The following is a 21,741-nucleotide window of genomic DNA, read 5'->3' as shown; positions in this document are numbered from 1 at the left end:
GGGCGTCGTATGGACTGGTCTTCCCCCAAAATCACCAGTCACGGATCAGAACGACGACCATCCGTCAATTGAGGATGTCATCTCGCATCTTCGCGGTCTCAAGGGAAACTCTGCGGTTCGGGCCGAAGAGTACGTTCGCAGAGCTCCAAACCAGATTTCGACTTCATACCGAGCTCGCATTATCGAAGAGTTCGGTTGGAACTGACTGATCCATCGTAGAATTCCAAACCAAGGTCGGCTCTAAAGACGCTGCAATGCCGCATCGGTTGGCAAGGCCAATGTCCTCAATTGGTCGTTCATGAAATTGCGAGCCGGTGACGGGCAGGTACGAAAGGCGGCGAGAACTGTTCTACGGATCATTCATCGCTTGTGTGGGCGGGTTGTGTGCCAATGGGCTGGCGCCTCGCTGACAGGCTGGGTTCAGGGGCGCAGCGCCTGATCGACATTTTGCGGGTGGGTGCGTCAGCAGCCGGGCCCCGCAAAATAATATTCGGTCACCAATACTTAGCGAGAACCACGAAGTTGGATCATGATGGATCAACTTAGGTCATTTTCCCGACCCCGATATCAGTCTGACGTGAAACGAAACACAGCCTTGGATTGTGGCGGGTCAGACACCGCATTCTGGGGGACTAGCGCGGCAACACCAAGCGCACGGTCGAGATCTCGCCGCGCTGAGGCTTCGATGTCGCGCCACGCTGGGGTTGCTTCAATTGTCCCCGCCAGAGTGTCAGGCCGTGAGGGCCAGCCGAACATCCGCTGCGCCGTGCGGGCGATCCGGTCTGCCAGTTCTTCCCACCGGAACCAGCGGGGTATCGCGGCGGCCAACCGGCTGGTCCAGTCCGTCACCATTGCCAGCATGTCGCGAAACCTCTCCGAAAGGCTGACACCCGGAGAGTCTGCGCTCAACGCATCGAGCCCCTCAAGAATGATCGGATCGACGCAGGCATGAAGTGCCGCGTTTTCATCGGCGTTTCGGGCCGGATAGCCACGCGGGTCTGTCCGGCGATCCAGACGCGCCAGCAGACGTTCATCTGTTTCTGCGACAGCAAGTGCGCTGATCAAACCTTCCGCTGCCAACCTCTGCCCAAGTTCAGCTTCTTGCAGCCACTGCGCAGCCGAGCGCTGTGAAGCGGCCAGCTCGCGTGCTTCGGCCTGCTCGGCCCGATCGTTGGCTGACGTCGCGCGTCGTTCTGCTTTTTCCGCATCCTTCAGGAGTGCGATACGGTTCTGCTCAGCCTTCCAGGTTGTCCTGTCTAGGCGGCGGCGCTTTGGCCCGGTGCGGGCCTGCCCGTGTTTTGATCCGACCTCGCTGTGATAGCGATCCTGCCAAGTGCTCATCACCCTCCGATAAGATCGCGATGGCGATCCTGACCAGCGATTCCTTATGTGCTCGTCCTGGGCAACGTGCCCTTCATGGCACAGCTTTGAATTCATGCGCGGGTTGGCGTCTGAGATCAGGGGCAAGGCGAGAATATGCAGGTGCGGATGAGACTCATCGCGGTGTTCGACGATCGTCATGACTTCGAGGCTGTTCGCCTCTGCATCGCGCTTGGCGAAGGCAATCACGGCTTCGCGCCACGCCTGATATTCTTCATTATCCGCGTCTTCGACGGTATCGAGATAGCTGAACACCGATGCCACCAGAACGTGCGTATCGACACGGATCCCGCGCAGTTCGGCCTTCTGGTCGGGGCATTGCTTGCGCAATTTTCTTAAGACCCGGTTCTGCTCGGCCACGCGTGCCTCGATCATGCCAATCAGGTCGCGCGGCTGCATCCCTTCTAGGATGCCGGGAGGCTGAGGGCATGGAACATACGGACAAGCACCCTCCAGCCGCTCAAGCTCTTCGATGATCGAGCGAACGGACCTGCTCTTGGAATTACCTTTCTGGCTGTAGGTTTGCTTATGGGCGAAGATAGATTTTCCCGTTACTGGCGGCACGTCAGTCATGGCACCCACCTTTGGCGAAAGCGATCAGTTCACCCAGCAGCCGGTCAAGAACGGCACTTTGGCGTGCTTCGCTCCGCACCATGCTGATGAACGCCGCAGCAGTATCCCTCACCCGGCATTTATCAGAGCGCCCAGCATTGTGATCGGCCACCAAAAGGCACAGAGCTGCCCTCGATCCGCCCAAAATCTCGCACTGGCGCTGCCAGATACCCTGCGCGATACCGATCTGACAGCCGCGCTCCCGCGCCGCCAGCTTAAGGCTTCGCCATGTTGCTGATCCCCCTGGCTCACCCATCGCGTAAAACTCAATAAGCTCACGAAACTCCAGGCCAGCCAGTCGCAAAGCAAGCGCGGGGCTGACGCGCACCGGCCGCGCTTCGCACTGCTTCTCAGCCCTACAGGTTTTATTGATATTTTCTTTACTTGTATTGGGTGGGGGTGAAATGTCGCACTGGTGGGGCTTTTCACCCCTACGGACTTCCGCAGAAAAATCTTCCCAGACCTCTTCCAAGGCTTCGGCCACCTGCTTCAGGCGCTCGAAGCTCTGAATGGTAGACGGGCGGCGGTTCGGCAGGATTTCTTCAGCGGCCTTTATTGCACCCTCGAAGCACAGCCTGCGAATGTCTCCGAACAGCTTTTTGATCCGGGCGCGCAGCCGTTCGGCCTCCTCCTCTTCAAAGGTCGCCATTCGAGCCGCCGCCTGAATCTCGGCGGCACGCGCAATCAGGGGCGCGAGGTTGATCCCGAATTCGTGGCCGATCCTGCCATCTCTTCGGGAGCCTACGCGGCGACTGTGATCGGAAGCTGATTTCGCCAGAAAGCCCCGCTCAATTAAACTAGCCTCGATCCGTGCGACCTGCCGCCGGTCAAGCCCGGCCTGCGATGCGGTTTTCGTTATCGAAATCCAGAAACCGCAAATCCGGCCAGCAACGTAATCTTCATCCATTATGTTGGAGATCGCGACCTTCAGATAGGCGATTGCGCCCTTGCTGAGTCCGAGCTGCCGCCGGGCTCTCTCGATCAATCCAAAGAACTGCCAGCGCGTCATGCCCTCCGGGAGGCCACCATGCGTAAGATGCTGCGTCATGACAGCACCTCTTTTCTGGACGGCATCTCTCTGGTGATGCTATAAGCGTCGGGAAAGTCGGATACTTTCACATGCACTTTGACCCCGGTTTCGGTTACCGCCGAGCCGGGGTTTTCATTTGGGCTGCACCTGGCCGCAGCAGCGTGAAGAGCGGATATCTGTACAGGTTTTGTACAGACGAAGCCCGGATTCCGTCCGAAATGGACCGGAAAATCATGCAAACTGCTGCATGAAGCTCCAAGGTTAATCCGGCAGTCATTTGATTTTAAATAAGAATTTGGTGACCCCGGCAGGATTCGAACCTGCAACCTGCCCCTTAGGAGGGGGCTGCTCTATCCAGTTGAGCCACGGGGCCGTGCCAGGCTCTCTGTAACCGGGATTTTCCGGGTTGTCATCGCCTTTGCACAATTGTTGTACACACTGACCTGTTCACGCTACCATCGGACAAAACAACAACGCAGGTGCCTCCCGTGAACAGTGAAACCAAACGCCCGCTTACCCTTCGTGATGTGTCCGAGGCTTCCGGAGTATCCGAGATGACGGTAAGCCGGGTTCTGCGTAACCGGGGGGATGTGTCTGACGCCACCCGCACCCGCGTTCTGGCCGCCGCCAAAGAGCTTGGCTATGTCCCCAACAAGATCGCGGGCGCATTGGCGTCCAGTCGGGTTAATCTGATCGCGGTGATCATCCCTTCGCTTTCGAACATGGTCTTCCCCGAGGTGATGACGGGCATCAACCAGGTGTTGGAAGACACCGAATTGCAACCCGTGGTCGGGGTAACCGATTATCTGCCCGAGAAAGAGGAAAAAGTGCTGTACGAGATGCTCTCGTGGCGGCCCTCTGGCGTGATCATTGCGGGGCTTGAACATACCGAAGCTGCGCGCGCCATGCTGGATTCGGCGGGTATTCCAGTGGTCGAGATCATGGACACGGATGGCAAGCCGGTGGATGCGATGGTGGGGATCTCACACCGCCGCGCGGGGCGCGAAATGGCGCAGGCAATCCTGAAGGCCGGATATCAGCATATCGGTTTCATGGGCACCAAGATGCCACTGGATCACCGCGCACGGAAGCGGTTCGAAGGCTTTACCGAAGTTCTTGGCAAACACGGGATCGAGATCGAGGATCGCGAGTTCTACTCCGGTGGATCGGCCCTGGCCAAGGGGCGCGAAATGACCCAGGCTATGCTGGAACGCTCGCCCGAGCTGGATTTTCTGTATTACTCGAACGATATGATCGGGGCCGGTGGTCTGCTGTACCTGTTGGAACAGGGTATCGATATTCCGGGACAGATCGGCCTGGCAGGCTTTAACAATGTCGAGCTTTTGCAGGGCCTGCCCCGAAAACTCGCGACGATGGATGCCTGTCGTCTGGAAATCGGCCGTCAAGCTGCCCAGATCATCGCCGAACGTCTGGAAAATCCTGATACCGAGATCGAGACACGCGTTACTCTGACCCCCACGATCAGCTATGGTGACACGCTGAAACGGCGATGAACACACCCCTGAAAAGGCTCGACAACCGGACGGCACGGGCGATCTTCATGGACCGCCACGCTTTGGGCGAACAACCCTCGGGTTCAGGCAAAGGTGTCGCGCTTCTGGATCTGATCCAACGGCTTGGGTTTGTTCAGCTTGACAGCATCAACACCGTTGCCCGAGCACATGACATGATCCTGTTCTCGCGCAGGCCCGCCTATCGCAGCGCCAACCTGAAAAGGCTCTATGAAAGGGACAATGCGCTATTCGAGCATTGGACGCACGATGCGGCGGTCATTCCGATGGAGTTCTATCAGCATTGGCATCTGCGCTTTCAGCGGGATGCGGATATGTTGAAGGCGCGGTGGAAGAACTGGCGGCGGGATGGGTTCGAACAGCAGTTTGACACAGTGCTGCAACACATCCGCGACCATGGGGCGGTGTCGTCATCGGATGTTGGCAAGGATGAAAAGAAGGGCTCGGGCGGGTGGTGGGACTGGCACCCATCTAAAACCGCGTTGGAGTATCTGTGGCGCTCGGGTGCCCTGACCGTCGTTGGTCGGGATGGCTTCCAGAAACGCTATGATCTGACAGAGCGCGTGATTGAAACACATCTCTGCCCCGGCAGCACGCCCTGTGATGCCGAGGGGACCGTGGATTGGCTGTGCAACGCCGCACTGGACCGGCTGGGATTTGCAACATCCGGAGAGTTGGCGGCTTTCTGGGACACCGTCAGCGCGGCTGAGGCAAAAGACTGGTGCGCCGCGGCGCTGGAAAGTGGCGATATTGAAGAAATCGAGGTTACCTGTGCCGATGGGCGCTTGCGCAAGACATACGCCCGACCAGATCTGACGACCGAAGTACCGCAGCCACCAGGCCGCATTCGCGTGCTCAGCCCGTTTGATCCCATGCTGCGCGACCGCAACCGGGCCGAGCGGCTGTTCGGCTTTCACTACCGCATCGAGGTTTTCGTCCCCGAGGCCAAACGAACCTATGGATACTACGTTTTTCCGCTGCTTGAGTGCGACCGTATGATTGGCCGTATCGATATGAAAGCCCACCGCGATCGTGACCTGCTTCACGTCAAAGCGCTCTGGCCCGAGCGCCGGGTCCGCTGGTCAGATGCCCGTACCCGACGCCTGAACGCCGAGCTGGACCGGGTGCGGCGACTGGCCGGTGTGGAACATGTGACTTTCGCCAAGGACTGGCTGAAAGAACCTGTTTAGGGTCTATTCTGCGTCTGACAGGGTCAACTTGACCGGCTCCAGCCTATCAATCTTACCTGTCAGAACATCCCCCGCAACAACCGGACCAACACCAGCCGGTGTACCGGTCAGGATCAGGTCACCGGGGCGCAGGTGGTAAAAGCCGGACAGGTGCATGACAATCTCGTCGATCTTCCAGATCAGCTCCTCCAGGGTCGCGTTCTGGCGCAACTCTCCGTTTACGCTTAGCTGAATGCGTTTGTCATCCTCCGGGGTCCAATCGGCAGCTGGTGTCAACGGGGCAAAGACCGCTCCGTTTTCGACGTCCTTTCCCAGATCCCAGGGCCGCTGCTTGTTGCGCTCGCGGATTTGCAGATCACGACGCGTCATATCCAGGGCGCAGCCATAGGCATAAACGGCTTCCCACGCCTGCGCACTGGTTGCGCGAAACACGGGCTTTCCAATGGCCAATGCCAATTCCATCTCATGATGGTAATTCTGGGTCCCGGCAGGATAAGGAACCGTCGCACCCGAGAGTACGGCGTTCGGGGCGGATTTGGTGAAGTAGAAAGGTGCCTCGCGATCCACCTCATTCCCCATTTCTGCGGCATGGGCGGCATAATTTCGACCGACGCAGAAGATCCGTCCAATGGGATATCCGGCTGCCGCGCCGACAACGGGGATGGTGATCGGGTCCGGAAGCGAAAAAAGGCTGTTTGGCATGATAATCCCTGAAGGTTGCGTAGCTGCCATATTACGTCTGCCAGACCCTCCAGCAAGCCCGGAAAACACGCTGTATTTCGCCAATCTCGAAGTGGTGTTTCAGCGTGAAACGGCTCAATTCTGACCTGATTGACTGACGCCGTGTCAAAAATTGGTTTCATCAGTTTTTATGGTCTCACCAGTACACAAACAGGTCGAAACAACTCTTGGCTCAGTCAAAAGCCGGGCAAAATCCTCAGGTGGTCAGGACCGCTCCGATTTCGGTGCGGTGTCATAATTCAGAACAGCAGCTTTGGTAAAGCATTCCACCAAAGTGACGTCGGCAAACCATAGGCTGACCCATTTACCGGTCGGCTAAGCCTAAATCAGTTTCGGAGAATATAGGTGCAAGGCCCCTCCCCCAAGGGCCGAAAGACCCTGTTCAGAGCCACATCACAGGCTTTTCATATACTCCGAAGCACAGGCCGGACCGTCAGGTTTGACGTAACCGGTCTTGGGCCAGGCACCAACGACCAGTCCGGGTCTGGCCGCCCCGTCGGAGACTCCCCCTACAGTTTCCGGCGGGGTCACTGCCGAAGACATCTCATGCAGTGCCAATGATCAGGATTCGAGGTCCTTCAACTCGTTCAGCAGATCCAGCAGTAACTCATGCTTGTCCGGTCCAAGCTGAGATCGAATACGTTCCGCCTGGGCCGTGCTTGCAGCCAGATTGGCACGAATGATCTGAACCCCTTTTGTGCTGATCTCAACAACCTGACGTCGTCGGTCTGCCGGATGGCTGCGCCGCGTGATCAGTCCGCGGTTCTCCAGCTTTTGCAGAATGCGCGTCAGGCTTGGCAGCAACAGGCAGGCGCGATCGGCGATGTGGGTCGGCTCTTGCGGGCCTTCTTCATTCAACACCCGCAACACCCGCCACTGCTGTTCCGTGACACCAGCGTCAGCCAGCATTGCTCGAATGGGTCCCATAACCTTTTCCCGCGCCCGCAAAAGCGCAATGGGCAAAGATCGCGACGTCAGAGGGAGATCGTCGGTCATAAGAAAATTATCACCGAAATCCGGGATATAAGCAAGCAACCCGACACGCAGCAGCAGCACCCACACCCGAATTTGCACCGTCATGCGGGCCGATTTCAGGCTGGACAATTAGGAGCGACCGTTGATGATGCGACCGAGATCCATTTCATGTCCTTCTCACCTGCTCCGGCTCAAATATGAGGTTTCAGCATGTCAGCCCCAAAAAATATGTTCAAACAGGCTCTAATAAAGGGCGAACAGCAGATTGGTTGCTGGATGAGCTTTGCTGAATCCGTCACCGCCGAGATCATGGGAACCGCGGGTTTCGATTGGCTGGTGATTGATGGAGAACACGCCCCAAATGATATCCGCTCGATCCGGGATCAGCTGACGGCTTTGGCCAGCAGCGCATCTCATCCCGTTGTTCGGGTCCCTGTTGGAGAGACCTGGATGATCAAGATGGTTCTGGATGCTGGTGCCCAAACAGTACTGGTTCCGATTGTCGAAAGCGCCGCTCAGGCGCAGGATCTGGTCCGTGCCTGCCGCTATCCACCGGACGGGGTGCGGGGTGTTGGTGCAGCCGCATCTCGCGCCACGATGTATGGGTCGACAAGCGACTATATCCAGACCGCAGATCAGGAAATCTGCCTGTTGTTGCAGGTGGAAACCCGCGCCGGAGTGGCCGCGTTGGATGACATTCTTCAAGTCGAAGGTGTGGATGGCGTTTTCATCGGTCCCGCTGATCTGTCAACCGACATGGGGTACAAGGGCAACAGCGCCGCACCCGAGGTGCGTGCGGTCATCGCGGACGCCCTGGCCCGGATCAAGGCCGCAGGCAAAGCGCCGGGCATCCTTGCCACCAATAACGAAGCGCGTCAGGCCTATCTGGACATGGGCGCCCAATTTCTGGCGGTCGGTATAGATGTGATGCTGCTGGCACAGGCGGCACGCGCGCTGGCCGCGCAATGGAAACCTTCCTAGACACTCAAGTGCGCATGGCCGCAGCGGCCTGCGCATAGCCGCCCGAGGCTCCATCAACAAAATGCACATGGTCATCCCGGGTGGCCGAGGGGACGATACATGTCATCATCGCCTCGTCCTGTGCGTGCAAACCGTATCTGATTTTCCCACGGCGACGCGCCTCTTCAAGCAGGTGTTCGATTTGGCGCAATGTGTCCGGATCGCAGTCGAGCGTCATTTTCAGCCCGTCATCAAACTTTCGGTAATCGGCATTGCTGCTGACCATATGTCTGTAATGGTCCGGCTCAAAGCGTCCCATCCGCAGGCCAGTTTTGAATAATACCGCGATCAACAGGTTCTGAACCAGTAGAACGAGTTTGTGCAAAATCACATGACGCCCGTTGCGCGACACATGTGCGTCGATGTCAAGGCCAGGCGGAGGCCATGTCATGGGCGGACCCTTTTCCGACACCGGATGGCCTGCACGCTCAAGCGCTTCCGACGCAGACAAGACGGATTGCGCAAGATCGGCAAAGTCCCGTTCGGTTGCTGATGGTGTGGGCTGTACGACCAGTGAAACGATTTGACCGTGACGGGCCGGGCTGTTGGACCACCTGCAAGACAGGCCTGTCAGATCCGGCTGTGCACCTGGTACTGCGGGTGTGACCATATTTTGCCCGGCTTTCATCCCGGCCTCGGCCCAGGCCAGACCGCCGCCGGAAAACATGGCGTAATCCACTCCGGCAGAGGGTGCATAGCGCGCAACACGCAGATCCTTACCCGCTTTGCGAATATCAGCCACCGATACCAGCGCCGCCCGTAATGGCATGGAGAACTCTTCATCCGCCCAGCGCCGCAAATCCGCCAGCGTAGTCCGGGCGGTTTCAGCTTTTCCGGGCGGGACAGCAAACCCCGCCCCATCGCCGCCAAAGACATATGGAAACAGCGCGCCGTCCATTGCATTGATCATGGCCGAAATTACCGCAGCGCCCACAGTATTGACGGTCTTGTACCGGCCCCGCGCGATTTCGCCTGTTGAATCGACAATGTCAGCAACACCCAGAACCCAATCATCGGGCAGTTTTGAAAACTGCGCAGGGTCTGACAGACGGGTAAAATCGCGCTGCAAGGGAAGGTTTTCGTAAAATGCAGACTGGAGGTCTTTCATGCTCCCCTCGGAATCAATGTTTTGACAAAGATAGCCGGAAGGCGAGCCATGTCCTGACTTTGAAACATAATACACAGGCTTGTGCGTTGCATCACGGCGTGCCAAGCATTTTCCTCGGACGAGCAGGAAAGGGCTGAAGATGCAGGCAGGTTTGGTGGTTTTATGCCTGGGCTATGTGCTCAGCCAATTTTTCCGCGCTTTCCTTGCGGTTCTCAGCCTGGATCTGGAACGTGATATCAGTGCCATGCCCGAAGATTTGGCCTTTGCTTCCGGTCTTTGGTTTATTGTATTCGCCGTCATGCAGATCCCGGTCGGATGGGCGCTGGACAGGATTGGTCCCCGCCTCACGTCCGCCGCGCTGCTTCTGGTGGGCGGGGCAGGTGGAGCGGCGGTTTTTGCAGCCGCAACAACGCCCCTGCACATCAGCATAGCCATGGGCCTGATCGGTGTCGGGTGCTCTCCGGTCCTAATGGCCTCCTACTATATCTTTGCGCGTGAATACCCCCCGGCGCGGTTTGCCACATTGGCCGCCGTGATGTTGGGCGCAGGGTCCGTTGGAAATCTGGTGGCTTCTTATCCAACCGCGCTTGCCGTGGAATGGATGGGGTGGCGCGCAACGATGGTCGGGCTGGCCACAGTGTCCGCCGCAATCGCATTGGGCCTGTGGCTGACTGTTCACGACCCGGCGAAGGTCGAAACAGAACACAAGGGATCCCTGCTGGATCTGCTGAAGGAGCCTGCCCTGTGGCTGATCCTGCCCCTGATGCTGGTTGCTTACGCCCCCTCTGCTGCGCTGCGAGGGCTTTGGGCCGGGCCTTACCTGAACGATGTCTTTGGCTTAAGTGCCACTCAGATCGGCACTGCAACGCTGATCATGGGTGCGGCTATGATTGCGGGCACTTTTGTCTACGGACCGCTGGACCGCGTTTTTGGTACCCGGAAATGGGTGGTTTTCGCTGGCAACGCACTGGGCGCAGCTGCGTTGGGCTTGCTCTGCCTGTGGATCGAGGATGCAACATGGCTGTCTGTCCTGCTGATGGCCGTAATCGGCTTTACCGGTGCCAGCTTTCCGGTCATCATGGCTCATGGCCGTGCCTTCGTGCCTCCGCATCTGGTGGGGCGTGGTGTGACATTGCTGAATCTTTTCGGCATCGGCGGCGTTGGCATTGCTCAATTCGTCACCGGACGTATTCACGCAGCCACCGTGCAAGACGGATCAGCGGCACCCTACACCGCAATATTCGGGTTTTTTGCGGTCACCCTTGCCATTGGTTGCGTGATCTATCTATTCAGCCGCGATAGTGTGGATTGACGCAGCCATCAGGAGAGCCTGTTGAAAGACCCCATTGTCATAGCCCCAAATCTAAAACGCAGACTTTCGGGCGTAACGGCTACCATAGCAAGGCTGGTTCCGCTGCAAGCGCAATGGATCGATATCGCCGCCACTGGCCCGGGTCTGCCCGCCGACACCCCGCACATCCCGCTTGGTCGACTGCCTTTCCTGTCGCGTCGTAAATGGCGGGTCTGGCACGCGCGCCGCAACACCGAGATGTTGCTGGGCCTCATCCTGCGCGATGTGTTCCGGTTGAAACTCAAAATGCTGTTCACAAGCGCGTCCCAAAGGCCGCACACAGGCTATACCAAATGGCTGATCGGAAAGATGGATGCGGTCGTTGCAACCTCGCGCAAAACCGCAGGGTATCTTGAGCGAGACTCGCAGGTGGTGATGCATGGCATCAACCTAGAAGACTTCGTTCCGCCTTCAGACAAGGCCGCCGTCCGTGCTCGGCTGGGGCTGCCGGATGGGGTACTGTTAGGGTGTTACGGCCGCATTCGACACCAAAAAGGCACTGATGCCTTTGTCGACGCCATGATTGACGTGTGCGGGCGGTTCGACACAGTGTCAGGCATCGTCATGGGCCGGGCAACCGAGAAACACACCGCATTTCTGGCCGAACTGAAGGATAAGGTCGCAAAGGCTGGCTTGTCGGATCGCATCCTTTTCAAGCCCGAGGTGACCGTAGATCAGATTGCTGAATGGTATCAGGTTCTGGACCTGTTTGTTGCGCCACAAAGGTGGGAGGGGTTTGGTTTGACCCCTCTTGAAGCAATGGCCTGCGCTGTTCCGGTTGTAGCCACAGATGTCGGTGCGTTCTCCGAGATCATAACTGATCCATCCTTTGGCAAGGTGGTGGCCCCCGATGATGTTCCCGCCTTGGTCGAGGCGATTGCCCAGATGTTGAAATGCAATGATTCCCTGTCACAAGCGGGTCAGGCATCCCGCACCCATGTCGAGCAGAATTTTGACATTCAGGGCGAAGCAAAGACGCTGGTTGCGCTATATGAACGACTTTTGAACGATTGAACCGCTTGAATTCAGCATCAGTCGTTGAAAACCCCGCTGATAGCCCTTTTTTCTTCGCCGCAACGCGGCTATGAACGCGCGTCCTTAACTTTGGAGACATGAAATGGGCTATCGCGTCGTAGTCGTCGGCGCCACGGGCAACGTGGGCCGCGAAATGCTGAACATTCTGGCTGAACGCCAGTTCCCGGTTGATGAACTTGCCGCCCTGGCAAGCCGTCGCTCGCTGGGTACCGAAGTAAGCTTTGGCGACAAGACCCTTACGACCAAAGATCTGGACACGTTCGATTTCACCGGCTGGGACATGGCGCTGTTTGCCGTGGGTTCCGAGGCGACCAAAGTCTACGCTCCAAAGGCGGCGGCCGCGGGTTGCGTGGTGATCGATAACTCGTCGCTCTATCGCTATGACCCGGAGATTCCGCTGATCGTGCCGGAATGTAACCCGCAGGCGATCCACGACTACAAGAACAAGAACATCATCGCCAACCCCAACTGCTCGACAGCGCAGATGGTTGTCGCACTGAAGCCGCTGCATGACCGCGCCAAGATCAAGCGCGTTGTTGTGTCGACCTATCAGTCAGTTTCGGGTGCCGGCAAAGAGGGCATGGATGAGCTTTGGGATCAAACCAAGGCCGTCTACAACCCAACCACCGAAGTCGCTCCGAAGAAGTTCCAGAAACAGATCGCCTTCAACGTCATTCCGCAGATCGACGTCTTCATGGAAGACGGCTCGACCAAGGAAGAGTGGAAGATGGTTGTCGAGACCAAGAAGATCGTCGATCCGTCGATCAAGGTCACCGCAACCTGCGTCCGCGTTCCGGTCTTCGTCGGCCATTCCGAGGCCGTGAATATCGAGTTCGAGGAATTTCTGGACGAAGACGAAGCCCGCGATATCCTGCGCGAAGCGCCGGGCATCATGGTGATCGACAAGCGCGAAGCCGGTGGCTACGTCTCGCCCATCGAGTGCGCAGGCGACTTTGCCACATTCATCAGCCGCATCCGCCAGGATTCGACCATCGAAAACGGTCTGAACCTGTGGTGCGTCAGCGACAACCTGCGCAAGGGTGCCGCCCTGAACGCGGTTCAGATCGCCGAACTGCTGGGCCGTGAGGTCCTGAAAAAGGGCTGACAATCCAGCCTTTGCAAAAACTAAAAAAGAAACCCGCTGTTTGATCAGCGGGTTTCTTTTTAGAAAGCCAAACTTGCGGAACAAGACTGGCTTTGTGCATCAAGCATTTGGAATGTTGATAATATATTCAAACTACAATATTCAACTTTTCTGATCCGATAAAGCGTTGGACTTACTAAAACACTATCTCGGTTAATTAAATGGTGAACCGCCGTGGCTCGAGCCTTTTTCGATAAGCTAGAAGCAATCTTACGTCCAACTCCCAAAATCCGTATCGAAAATTTCGAGCGCGACCCAAAAGTAAGCTACGTCTCATCTAATAGCCCATTGAGCCAAGGCCCGTTAGGTTCAGAAATCGCTCGAACAGGACGCCTAAACTCGAATGAGTTTGCCGCCTGCATTGAAGAACTCAATCTTCCTCATACTCACCATCGCAAGTATTGGGAGCTGGCTTTCATTTTACAAGCTTTGCGCGAACGCGACCTACTCCAGCCCGGAATCAAGGGCTTGGGTTTCGCAGTTGGTAAGGAAAGAATCCCTGCCTACCTCGCAGCGAAGGGCTGCGAAGTTCTAGCGAGTGATCTGGCTGACAACAACAAGGGTAATGAAGGTTGGGAGACAACTGGCCAATGGAGCGCATCAGTCGAAGATTTACTTTTCTCTGAGATCTGCTCAAAGGAATTATTTAAGAAGAGCGTCAAATTTCGCCCCATTGATATGAACGATATTCCCAGCGATATCTCAGGGTACGACTTTACCTGGTCCACGTGTTCTTTCGAGCACTGCGGTTCTCTCGAACTCGGAGTTCGTTTTTTGGAGAAACAGATGGACTGCCTGCGTCCCGGTGGGGTCGCTGTGCATACAACGGAATTCAACCTATCATCAAACACCCGGACGTCAAAAGGCGGAAAGACCGCAATCTATCGCCTACGTGACATTGAAGATGCTGTGAAACGCCTTCAATCCAAAGGACACAAAGTGGAGCCGTTGGATATTCGCTTAGGCGACGATCCACTTGATTTAACCGTGGACAGGCGCAAAGGGGATCCAAGACAGTACTCTGGCACCAAGCACATGCGATTGCTGATGAAGGGGTACGTTACAACTTCTATAGGCTTGATAATCACTAAGTCTACAAAGCCAGTGCTGCGTTAGTTTAAGAAACGCGCAATGAAATTGTGTTGAATAGACCCGAGAATTTTCGGCACCTCGGGTGGCAACCGTTAATCAGAAAGCAAGGACGACAAAACCTTGCATCTGGGCTCGAAGCGGACCTCCGGTAACTTACACAGACCCACTTTCATCACCCGTTCCTCTCTAGTGGAACCTTTAGGCTCATCAGTCCGAACGAAATGTTCAAATACCGGTCCTGAATTCGGAACATTCCCCCGACCAGTTGACAAATTCAGGCGTGCTTGCCAGCTAAGCACGGATCTGAACGCAACGGATGAGACAGAGCAGACAACAGGTGGTGCCCTGCACAGGGCATCAGAGGCAGAGCATGGGAAATTCGGCCAAACGCAGAATTGGAAGATACCTGATCACAGGATGTACAGGCATTCTGGTTGGGCTTATCCTCATCGGGTTTACCGGACAATTCCTGGCGGTCGGAGATTCCTTTGCGCTTTTCCGCCCGCAAGCTGGCGTTCTGCTTTTGCCGTGTGCCGCGATCCTGCTGTATATGCGCGCCAGATACCTTGCTTTGGTCACCCTGGCCTTTGCCGCTGTTGCTGTGGGATCAATCGCAACCAGTTTCGCCGCCCCGCCCAAGGACTGCGACGGTCCGTGTCTGACCCTGTATCAAAAGAACCTCATGAGCCGGGCGTGGCCCCGGTATTCGCTGGCCGACGACATCATTGCATCCGATGCTCAGATCGTGACGTTGCAGGAAGTCTCGAGTCACAACCGCGAATACATGAGCAACCTGTTCGAGCATTACCCCGAAAAGGTGATCTGTGAGTTTCGTCCCGAACAAAACGTTGCCATCCTGACAACTTTGCCGATTGTCGAAGGGTCCGGGTTTTGCCTGAAAGGTCATGGTCTTGTCGGAATACAAGTCGAAGCCCCGGACGGGTCTTTGGTCTGGATCGTATCGATCCACCTGAACTGGCCTTTTCCTTATGACCAATCAACCCAAAGCCGGATCATTGCGGAACGCATTGCGGATCTGGATGGCCCGGTTCTGATAGCCGGGGATTTCAACATGGTTCCTTGGGGTGCAAGCGTCCGGCGGATAGCGGCGGCAGCAGACAACCAGAGTTTTGGGGCCGTCCTGAACACTCATGATCTTGGCAGCTGGCACCTACCGTTGCCAATCGACAACCTTTTGCTCCCGAAGGGAACAACCGGAACAGTCGAACTGCGCCCGTTCATGGGATCCGACCATTTCGGCAAATTCGCGCGGTTTCGTTTGGATTGATCCGCGAGGCCCCCGCTGCCTTGGTGGACATACCAGAACGTATGTCGCGATCCCAAGAAGGGTCTAGGTGTTATTTTCGATCAGCACTTTCAGATTATTCAACCCCCGCTCGTAATCGCCGCCAACCCATTTATCCATCATCACCCCCATCCAGCGGGACATGGGGTTGAGCCCCAGATCGGATTCGAACCCCCAAGTCACATTGGTTGAGTCACCATCGGGTTTCAGAGTGAACGAAGCCGACGCCGTGCCCATCTGCCCAAAGTCCAGATCTGTTTTGACCAGTTGATTTTCCACGCTTTCGACGATTTCCTGCGACCCCGTACCGACCTGTGCGTGATCCGAGCTCCAGTTCAACTTGTTACCGACACCTTCCTCGGGGCCACTGTAGCTTAGTTTCGTCTCCGGATCGCGTGACAGCCAGGGTGACCATTTCTCGGTCGCTTGCATGGAATTCACAAACGGAAAGATCACTGCAGCCGGGGCGTCGATGGTGATGCTGCGGGACACTTCCGCCTTGCCGGGCAACACGTATGAGACGGCGACGAACAGAAAAACAAGAAGGCACAGCCCTGCGAGAATTCGTTTAAGTATCTTCATAGCAAGCTCCAAAATCAAACGTCATGTGTGGAGCATACGAAAAAACGGCCCGGAATCAGAGCCGTATTCCGCATCATTTATTTGCTATGAACTGTCGTCAGACCGGAACGAATTTCTTCTGTACGGGATCGTAACTCTCTAACCCGCCAGCTCCGATATCGGTCCACAACCCGTGCAGGCTCAGGGTGCCCTGTTCGACCGCTGACGAGATAAACGGGAACGTCATCAGGTTTTCAAGCGACGCGACAACCGATTGGCGTTCCAGCTGTCGGGCTTGTTCGAGGCTGTCTTCGATATCAGCGACAAGTTCGAATTTTGGTTTCAGAATGTCCATCCAGCGGCCGACAAAGCTTTCCTTTGCATCCAGTTGCGGCGCCTGACCCTTGCACATGTCGATACAGCCCTGAACGCCACCGCATTGCGAATGGCCAAGAACCATCAGATGCGCAACCTTGAGAGAAGTGACGGCGTACTCGATTGCTGCGCTGGTACCGTGATGATCGCCGTCCGGCGCATAGGGTGGCACCAGATTGGCGATATTGCGGTGGATAAAGAAATCGCCCTGATCCGCACCGAACATCGAGGTCACATGGACCCGGCTGTCGCAGCAGGAAATCACCATCGCCCGGGGCCGCTGCCCTTCATCTGCCAGCCGCTTGAACCAGACCTGGTTTTCCGAATATGTGGTCGCTTTCCAGCCGTGATACCGCGTGACCAGATAGCTCGGCAAAGGTTTGGCAAATTCCATTACGGTGTCCCCGTTCTTGTCGCTGACCGATCCTCTAAACCGAATTCTAGGAAAATTCGAGCAATTATCCGATTTCTCTGCAAGGTTTTGCAAAGGAATTTGTCACCAGTATCAAACCTGCGCCGTGGGGGCGTCAGAATTAGGGTGAATGTGGTGGAAAAAATAATCACGCTTGAACACAAGGAATCCGTCCGTCTGGATTCGGATCAACTAAGTGGCCTTTACCGTCAACTGGGCGACAAGAACGCGCTGGATGTGCTGTGCCGCACCATCGAAGAACTGGCAGTGCGCCTGTCGAACTGCGAACGCTTTTGGCGTCAGCGCGAATGGGCCGAACTGCGCAAATGCGCAAGGTCCCTGGTCGCGATTTCCGAACAGGTCGGGATGACGGTTCTGGCCAGGGTTGCAGGGGACGTGGCGCAGGCCGTCGATGCCGGTGACGCGGTAGCCGCAGGTGCAACGCTGGGACGTCTGATCCGCGTTGGTGAGCGATCATTGACAGCCGTCTGGGATCAACAGGACCTTTCCGTCTGACAGGGGTTGCGGGCAGAATATGCGCGGCTAGTCTGTGCACAGAAACAATCTGTCGAGGCGCCCATGACACTGTCCTTCGCCCCATCCTCTGACCCTTCCGTACCGCTTCATGTGATCGCGCAGCCGGATTTGGACGGCTGGCTTCTGGATCAGCCCGAGCGCGTGCAGTCCTGGGTCGCAGCAAACGGGTTTTCCGGTGCGCTGGGGCAGGTCCTGCTTGTGCCAGCCACGAACGGCGCAATTGAATTCGCGCTGGCCGGTTACGGAACCGAAGAAAAACGTGTGCGCAAACGGTTCCCCCTTGCCGCGGCGGCCATGGCCCTGCCGGAAGGCACCTACGGCATTGCTTCGGGCATTCCTGCGGATTTATTGGAGATGGAGTGTCTTGGCTGGCTGATGACCGCCTATGCTTTTGATCGATACGCGTCCCAGACCGGAGGGTCAGCGGCATTGATTGTGCCTGATGGCATCAACGCCGCCCGTATCGAGGCCATGGCAAATGCCGAGGCTCTGACGCGCGATCTGGTCAACACGCCCACTTCGGACATGGGACCGGATCAGTTACAGCAAGCGGTCGAGGTTCTGGCGAATGAGTTCGGCGCGTCTTGCAAGGTGATCACCGGCCATGCGCTGCTGGATCAGAATTTTCCCATGATTCACACGGTAGGGCGGGCCGCGGCGCAGGCCCCCCGGCTGATCGAGCTGAACTGGGGCACTAGTGGCCCCAGACTGACACTAGTGGGCAAAGGTGTATGTTTCGACACCGGCGGGCTGAATTTGAAACCGGGCGCTTCCATGGGCCTGATGAAAAAAGACATGGGCGGCGCGGCCAATGTGCTGGGACTTGCCCGGATGATCATGGCGCTGAACCTTCCCCTGCAACTGCAGGTTCTGATCCCGGCCGTTGAAAACGCGGTATCAGGCAATGCCTTTCGCCCCGGTGATATCCTGACCTCACGCAAGGGCCTGACCGTTGAAATCAACAACACCGATGCCGAAGGGCGTCTGGTTCTGGCTGATGCGCTGACTTTGGCGGATGAAGGGAGTCCCGATCTGGTGATCTCGATGGCGACGCTGACCGGTGCGGCGCGCGTGGCCGTGGGCCCTGATCTGGCACCGTTTTACACCGACGACGAAAGCTGCGCCGTGGCCTTGGCACAAGCGGCCAAAACGTCTGCTGATCCGGTCTGGAGAATGCCCTTTCACACACCCTACGAGGCGATGATCGAACCCGGCATTGCCGATCTGGACAATGCCCCCTCGGGCGGGTTTGCCGGGTCTATCACCGCCGCGCTGTTTCTGCGCCGGTTCGTAGGGTCCACCCGCTATATCCATTTTGACATCTACGCGTGGCAACCCAGTAATGAACCCGGCCGCACAAAAGGTGGTCTGGGTCAGGGAACACGCGCAGTGCTGTCGGCCTTACCGGAGGTATTGGGGTTATGACCAAGCACCGCATATCCAAACCGGTCGTCGACCTGTTGCGTGTCCCTGACGGGCCGCGTGACCGGCAATTGCTGCTGGGGGACACGGTTCATGTCAAAGAAAACCACGGCGGGTGGAGCAGGATCGTCGCGGAAAAAGACGGATATGCTGGTTGGCTGGAAACAGACCACCTGTCCGAGGATATGCCTGCGACTCATTGGATCAATGCGCCAGCAACACATGCCTACGCGGCCCGCGATATCAAAAGCTGCGATCTCGTGTCTCTGAGTTTCGGAAGTAAAATCCATGCGACTGCCGAAACGGATCGGTTTGTGCAGACCGAGTTGGGTTTTGTCCCAAAGGTTCACACGGCCCCAATTGCAGAAAAACCGCGTGATCCGGTTGCCGTGGCCGAGCTGTTCCTGGGCACGCCCTATCTGTGGGGCGGCAACAGCCGGTTCGGTATCGATTGTTCAGGGCTTGTTCAGGCCGCGCTGCTGGCCTGTGGTATTCCGTGCCCCGGCGACAGCGGCGATCAGGAACAAGCCTTGGGCGCTGTCCTGTCAGCTGAATCACCTGCGCAGCGCGGGGATTTACTGTTCTGGAAAGGGCACGTGGCCTGGGTTTCGGACGACAACATGATTTTACATGCGAACGCCAGCCATATGGCGGTTGTGTACGAGCCAATGGACCGGGCGATTCAGCGCATTCAGGATCAGGGCGACGGGCCTGTTACAGCGCGAAAAAGGCTCTAATCCGGGTTTACGGCCCGGATGAGCTTGCGTTCCAGCACCCGCAGTACCGCGCGCAGATCATGGCCGCGTTTCAGGATGCGGCCATCCATACCTATGACTGAGTACATCCCCTGCCGGGACTTCAGGCGCGGGTGCTTTTCGACGCGGTAGATCGGGTGCTCAGCGGTGCGACGGAAGATCGAGAACACTGCCATATCGCGCAGGTTTGAGATACCATAGTCTCGCCACTCTCCAGCGGCGACCATCCGTCCATAAACGGACAGGATTTGCGACATCTCATGCCGGTCAAAGGCCACGGGCATCTGCGCTGCGTTTGCCGAAAACCGGTTGGGAGGCTGCATGTTCATACCGCCAGCCTTGCCGGAAATCATGTTTGAATCAAGCCTGATGCGCTGTTGCCCGGCTTTTACAACACAAGTGTTACCGTCGACCAACCTGACGGCAGATCAGGATTACCGGCAGCAGGCCGACCGCCAGAATGACCAGCGACGGCACGGCGGCGCCCTCAAGCCTCTCATCCGAGGCAAGCCTGTACGCCTGTACGGCCAGTGTGTCGAAGTTGAACGGGCGCATGATCAGGGTGGCAGGCAATTCCTTCATCACGTCCACAAAGACGATCAACAGCGCGGTCAGCAGCGACGGCGTTAAAATGGGCAGGTGAACGCGCCGCAATGTTCCCAGCGGGGTTTGCCCCAACGAGCGGGCCGCGGCATCCATATTGGCATGAACCGTGCTTTGACCCCCCTCATATGCGCTGAGCGCGGCGGCAAGGAATCGCACCATGTAGGCGGCGACCAACAGCCAGATTGAACCGGTAACCAACAACCCCGTGGACACATCGAATGTCTGCCGCATCCAGGCATCCAGCGCGTTGTCAAAGCTGGCGAAAGGTACAATCAAACCGACTGCGATGACGCCACCGGGCACGGCATATCCCAGCCGCGCCATGTAGGCCGTCGCCGACGACGCGCGCCCGGGTCTCAGACGTTGAAAGAACCCGACACAGATCGCCGCAAAGACAGTGACGACCGCGGCCGTGCCAGCAAGGGTCAGCGAGTTCTGGATGAAACCGATATAGCGCCGCGACAGCAGGTTCTGTTCCGATTCCAAACCCATCTCGACCAGTATGATAACGGGCAACAGAAACCCGAAAATAACGGGTATCGTACATAACAGGAATGCCGCGACGGCGCGAAGACCGGTCAGGTGTTCCGCCGGTTGGGCAGCATGTTTCTTTCCGGCCTGATAGTATTTTGCCTTACCGCGCTGGGTGCGTTCGGCCACAGCCATGATCAGTGCAAAGACAAGCAGGCACCAGGCCAGCTGCGCCGCCGCCGCACGGTCGGCCATTGAAAACCAGCTGGTGTAAATCCCGGTCGCAAAGGTCTGCACACCGAAATAAGACACGGTTCCGAAATCGGCGATGGTTTCCATGATGGCCAGAAGAACACCACCGGCAATTGCCGGGCGCGCCATCGGCAGCGAGACGCGCCGAAACGCCAGCCATGGATTGTTGCCCAGCGCCCGAGCAGCCAGAAACGCCGAAGCACTTTGTTGCAGGAACGCAGCCCGCGCCAGCAGGTAGACATAAGGGTACAGCACCAGAATCAGCATCACCGCAGCGCCCCCGGTCGAACGGATTTCAGGGAACCAATAGTCGCGCGGCCCCCAACCCGTTACATCCCGCAAAGTGCTTTGAACGATACCCGGATGATCCAGAATAAAGGTGTACGCATAAGCAAGCACATATGCCGGAAAAGCCAAGGGCAAGACCAGCGCGATCTCAAGGATCCTGACACCGGGAAAGCGGGTCATCGTCACCAGCCAGGCAGCGCCCGTGCCGATACTGAACGTACCCGCCGCGACCAGCACCACAAGGATCAGGGTCGTCACAGTATAGCTGGGCAGCACCGTTTCCACCAGGTGCGAGATCGTATCTGTCCCGCCCGTCACTGCCGCCAGAACCACGGCCACCATGGGCAACAGGCATGCGGCAGCCACAAGATAAGCAACTGCGGCCAACAGCCGTGTGCCGCGTACACCGCGATTGCGTGATCCGTTTTCTGAATAGTCGATCTGGGCCATTATCCCGGCTTTTGATTGGCAAAGGCTTAGGGTACGCCTTTAATCGACCAAAATGCTCGGAAACACCAGTGCGTCGGTCAACAAATCTGCGGCACA

20 protein-coding genes and 1 tRNA gene are annotated in these 21,741 nt (G+C 57.1%); 11 read left to right on the top strand and 10 right to left on the bottom strand.

The features are described from left to right. Nucleotides 1-567: 567 nt before the first annotated feature. The 3 genes from ACR0DY_RS11515 to ACR0DY_RS11505 all read right to left on the bottom strand — a co-directional run bounded on the left by ACR0DY_RS11515 (nucleotide 568) and on the right by ACR0DY_RS11505 (nucleotide 3,395). Nucleotides 568-1,953: a plasmid recombination protein gene (locus ACR0DY_RS11515; protein ID WP_480546043.1), complete on the bottom strand. Its 1,386-nt coding sequence runs from the start codon at nucleotides 1,951-1,953 to the stop codon at nucleotides 568-570. Further along, entirely contained in the window at nucleotides 1,946-3,040 is a 1,095-nt protein-coding gene (locus tag ACR0DY_RS11510) for a helix-turn-helix domain-containing protein (protein WP_480482404.1), read from the bottom strand. The genes ACR0DY_RS11515 and ACR0DY_RS11510 overlap by 8 nt, the downstream gene beginning before the upstream one ends. Nucleotides 3,041-3,318: 278 nt before the next feature. Continuing rightward, nucleotides 3,319-3,395: transfer RNA gene (locus ACR0DY_RS11505), tRNA-Arg, on the bottom strand. Between the two features lie 115 nt (nucleotides 3,396-3,510). On the opposite strand from ACR0DY_RS11505, the gene ACR0DY_RS11500 reads away from it, so the two are divergent. Both ACR0DY_RS11500 and ACR0DY_RS11495 read left to right on the top strand, forming a co-directional pair. Next, nucleotides 3,511-4,536, top strand: coding sequence for a LacI family DNA-binding transcriptional regulator (locus ACR0DY_RS11500; protein ID WP_267366879.1), 1,026 nt, complete (start codon nucleotides 3,511-3,513; stop codon nucleotides 4,534-4,536). Next, nucleotides 4,533-5,744 carry a winged helix-turn-helix domain-containing protein gene (locus tag ACR0DY_RS11495; protein ID WP_480482406.1) on the top strand — a complete coding sequence of 404 codons (1,212 nt, stop codon included), beginning with the start codon at nucleotides 4,533-4,535 and terminating at the stop codon, nucleotides 5,742-5,744. Before ACR0DY_RS11500 ends, ACR0DY_RS11495 begins: the two co-directional genes overlap by 4 nt. A gap of 3 nt (nucleotides 5,745-5,747) precedes the next feature. Here the strand turns inward: ACR0DY_RS11495 and ACR0DY_RS11490 are convergent, their stop codons facing one another. Further along, nucleotides 5,748-6,446, bottom strand: coding sequence for a fumarylacetoacetate hydrolase family protein (locus tag ACR0DY_RS11490; protein WP_480482408.1), 699 nt, complete (start codon nucleotides 6,444-6,446; stop codon nucleotides 5,748-5,750). A gap of 600 nt (nucleotides 6,447-7,046) precedes the next feature. Continuing rightward, a complete protein-coding gene (gene hpaR, locus ACR0DY_RS11485; RefSeq protein WP_480482410.1) occupies nucleotides 7,047-7,481 on the bottom strand; it encodes a homoprotocatechuate degradation operon regulator HpaR in 435 nt (144 codons plus the stop codon). 189 nt (nucleotides 7,482-7,670) lie between these two features. Between hpaR and ACR0DY_RS11480 the strand changes: the two genes are divergently transcribed. Then, entirely contained in the window at nucleotides 7,671-8,441 is a 771-nt protein-coding gene (locus tag ACR0DY_RS11480; RefSeq protein ID WP_480546045.1) for an HpcH/HpaI aldolase family protein, read from the top strand. Between the two features lie 4 nt (nucleotides 8,442-8,445). Here the strand turns inward: ACR0DY_RS11480 and ACR0DY_RS11475 are convergent, their stop codons facing one another. Beyond that, complete coding sequence (locus tag ACR0DY_RS11475; RefSeq protein WP_480898315.1) at nucleotides 8,446-9,588, bottom strand: DUF3095 domain-containing protein; 1,143 nt, start codon at nucleotides 9,586-9,588, stop codon at nucleotides 8,446-8,448. Nucleotides 9,589-9,727: 139 nt separating this feature from the next. Between ACR0DY_RS11475 and ACR0DY_RS11470 the strand changes: the two genes are divergently transcribed. The 5 genes from ACR0DY_RS11470 (at nucleotide 9,728) to ACR0DY_RS11450 (ending at nucleotide 15,498) form a co-directional block, all read left to right on the top strand. Next, on the top strand, nucleotides 9,728-10,900 hold the full coding sequence (locus ACR0DY_RS11470; RefSeq protein ID WP_480898312.1) for an MFS transporter: 1,173 nt from the start codon (nucleotides 9,728-9,730) through the stop codon (nucleotides 10,898-10,900). 21 nt (nucleotides 10,901-10,921) lie between these two features. Continuing rightward, nucleotides 10,922-11,953, top strand: coding sequence for a glycosyltransferase family 4 protein (locus tag ACR0DY_RS11465; protein WP_480898310.1), 1,032 nt, complete (start codon nucleotides 10,922-10,924; stop codon nucleotides 11,951-11,953). A 103-nt stretch (nucleotides 11,954-12,056) separates the two neighbouring features. After that, on the top strand, nucleotides 12,057-13,079 hold the full coding sequence (locus ACR0DY_RS11460; RefSeq protein WP_480474325.1) for an aspartate-semialdehyde dehydrogenase: 1,023 nt from the start codon (nucleotides 12,057-12,059) through the stop codon (nucleotides 13,077-13,079). Nucleotides 13,080-13,292: 213 nt separating this feature from the next. Beyond that, nucleotides 13,293-14,234 carry a class I SAM-dependent methyltransferase gene (locus ACR0DY_RS11455; RefSeq protein ID WP_480482420.1) on the top strand — a complete coding sequence of 314 codons (942 nt, stop codon included), beginning with the start codon at nucleotides 13,293-13,295 and terminating at the stop codon, nucleotides 14,232-14,234. Between the two features lie 346 nt (nucleotides 14,235-14,580). After that, a complete protein-coding gene (locus ACR0DY_RS11450) occupies nucleotides 14,581-15,498 on the top strand; it encodes an endonuclease/exonuclease/phosphatase family protein (protein WP_480546049.1) in 918 nt (305 codons plus the stop codon). A gap of 63 nt (nucleotides 15,499-15,561) precedes the next feature. Here ACR0DY_RS11450 and ACR0DY_RS11445 read toward each other — a convergent pair whose 3' ends face one another. Beyond that, entirely contained in the window at nucleotides 15,562-16,098 is a 537-nt protein-coding gene (locus tag ACR0DY_RS11445; RefSeq protein WP_480506899.1) for an SRPBCC family protein, read from the bottom strand. 97 nt (nucleotides 16,099-16,195) lie between these two features. Beyond that, on the bottom strand, nucleotides 16,196-16,846 hold the full coding sequence (locus ACR0DY_RS11440) for a carbonic anhydrase (RefSeq protein ID WP_480486999.1): 651 nt from the start codon (nucleotides 16,844-16,846) through the stop codon (nucleotides 16,196-16,198). A gap of 144 nt (nucleotides 16,847-16,990) precedes the next feature. Here ACR0DY_RS11440 and ACR0DY_RS11435 point away from each other — a divergent pair, with 144 nt between their 5' ends. From ACR0DY_RS11435 to ACR0DY_RS11425, 3 genes are all read left to right on the top strand, one after another. After that, nucleotides 16,991-17,380, top strand: coding sequence for a hypothetical protein (locus ACR0DY_RS11435; RefSeq protein WP_267363938.1), 390 nt, complete (start codon nucleotides 16,991-16,993; stop codon nucleotides 17,378-17,380). A gap of 63 nt (nucleotides 17,381-17,443) precedes the next feature. Further along, the gene (locus ACR0DY_RS11430; RefSeq protein ID WP_480482426.1) at nucleotides 17,444-18,826 is read left to right on the top strand and encodes a leucyl aminopeptidase family protein; all 1,383 of its coding nucleotides are present in this window, start codon (nucleotides 17,444-17,446) and stop codon (nucleotides 18,824-18,826) included. After that, the gene (locus ACR0DY_RS11425; protein WP_480482428.1) at nucleotides 18,823-19,560 is read left to right on the top strand and encodes a C40 family peptidase; all 738 of its coding nucleotides are present in this window, start codon (nucleotides 18,823-18,825) and stop codon (nucleotides 19,558-19,560) included. Before ACR0DY_RS11430 ends, ACR0DY_RS11425 begins: the two co-directional genes overlap by 4 nt. Here ACR0DY_RS11425 and ACR0DY_RS11420 read toward each other — a convergent pair. Beyond that, a complete protein-coding gene (locus tag ACR0DY_RS11420) occupies nucleotides 19,557-19,907 on the bottom strand; it encodes a DUF2794 domain-containing protein (protein ID WP_209598949.1) in 351 nt (116 codons plus the stop codon). The two genes, ACR0DY_RS11425 and ACR0DY_RS11420, sit on opposite strands and share 4 nt — an antisense overlap. 73 nt (nucleotides 19,908-19,980) lie before the next feature. After that, nucleotides 19,981-21,645, bottom strand: a complete 1,665-nt coding sequence (locus ACR0DY_RS11415; RefSeq protein WP_480482431.1) for an ABC transporter permease — start codon at nucleotides 21,643-21,645, stop codon at nucleotides 19,981-19,983. Nucleotides 21,646-21,741: the final 96 nt, after the last annotated feature.

It is taken from the genome of Ruegeria sp. O6 (assembly GCF_056535045.1).
The sequence above is the reverse complement of the archived record's forward strand: the minus strand, read 5'-3'. Positions and strand labels throughout refer to the sequence as shown.

Coding starts and splice junctions, on each gene's coding strand:
- hpaR (WP_480482410.1), bottom strand. CDS start 7,481: ATGACCGACGATCTCCCTCTGACGTCGCGATCTTTGCCCATTGCGCTT.
- ACR0DY_RS11440 (WP_480486999.1), bottom strand. CDS start 16,846: ATGGAATTTGCCAAACCTTTGCCGAGCTATCTGGTCACGCGGTATCAC.
- ACR0DY_RS11430 (WP_480482426.1), top strand. CDS start 17,444: ATGACACTGTCCTTCGCCCCATCCTCTGACCCTTCCGTACCGCTTCAT.
- ACR0DY_RS11515 (WP_480546043.1), bottom strand. CDS start 1,953: ATGACTGACGTGCCGCCAGTAACGGGAAAATCTATCTTCGCCCATAAG.
- ACR0DY_RS11460 (WP_480474325.1), top strand. CDS start 12,057: ATGGGCTATCGCGTCGTAGTCGTCGGCGCCACGGGCAACGTGGGCCGC.
- ACR0DY_RS11445 (WP_480506899.1), bottom strand. CDS start 16,098: ATGAAGATACTTAAACGAATTCTCGCAGGGCTGTGCCTTCTTGTTTTT.
- ACR0DY_RS11450 (WP_480546049.1), top strand. CDS start 14,581: ATGGGAAATTCGGCCAAACGCAGAATTGGAAGATACCTGATCACAGGA.
- ACR0DY_RS11420 (WP_209598949.1), bottom strand. CDS start 19,907: ATGAACATGCAGCCTCCCAACCGGTTTTCGGCAAACGCAGCGCAGATG.
- ACR0DY_RS11415 (WP_480482431.1), bottom strand. CDS start 21,645: ATGGCCCAGATCGACTATTCAGAAAACGGATCACGCAATCGCGGTGTA.
- ACR0DY_RS11495 (WP_480482406.1), top strand. CDS start 4,533: ATGAACACACCCCTGAAAAGGCTCGACAACCGGACGGCACGGGCGATC.
- ACR0DY_RS11490 (WP_480482408.1), bottom strand. CDS start 6,446: ATGCCAAACAGCCTTTTTTCGCTTCCGGACCCGATCACCATCCCCGTT.
- ACR0DY_RS11475 (WP_480898315.1), bottom strand. CDS start 9,588: ATGAAAGACCTCCAGTCTGCATTTTACGAAAACCTTCCCTTGCAGCGC.
- ACR0DY_RS11470 (WP_480898312.1), top strand. CDS start 9,728: ATGCAGGCAGGTTTGGTGGTTTTATGCCTGGGCTATGTGCTCAGCCAA.
- ACR0DY_RS11480 (WP_480546045.1), top strand. CDS start 7,671: ATGTCAGCCCCAAAAAATATGTTCAAACAGGCTCTAATAAAGGGCGAA.
- ACR0DY_RS11425 (WP_480482428.1), top strand. CDS start 18,823: ATGACCAAGCACCGCATATCCAAACCGGTCGTCGACCTGTTGCGTGTC.
- ACR0DY_RS11510 (WP_480482404.1), bottom strand. CDS start 3,040: ATGACGCAGCATCTTACGCATGGTGGCCTCCCGGAGGGCATGACGCGC.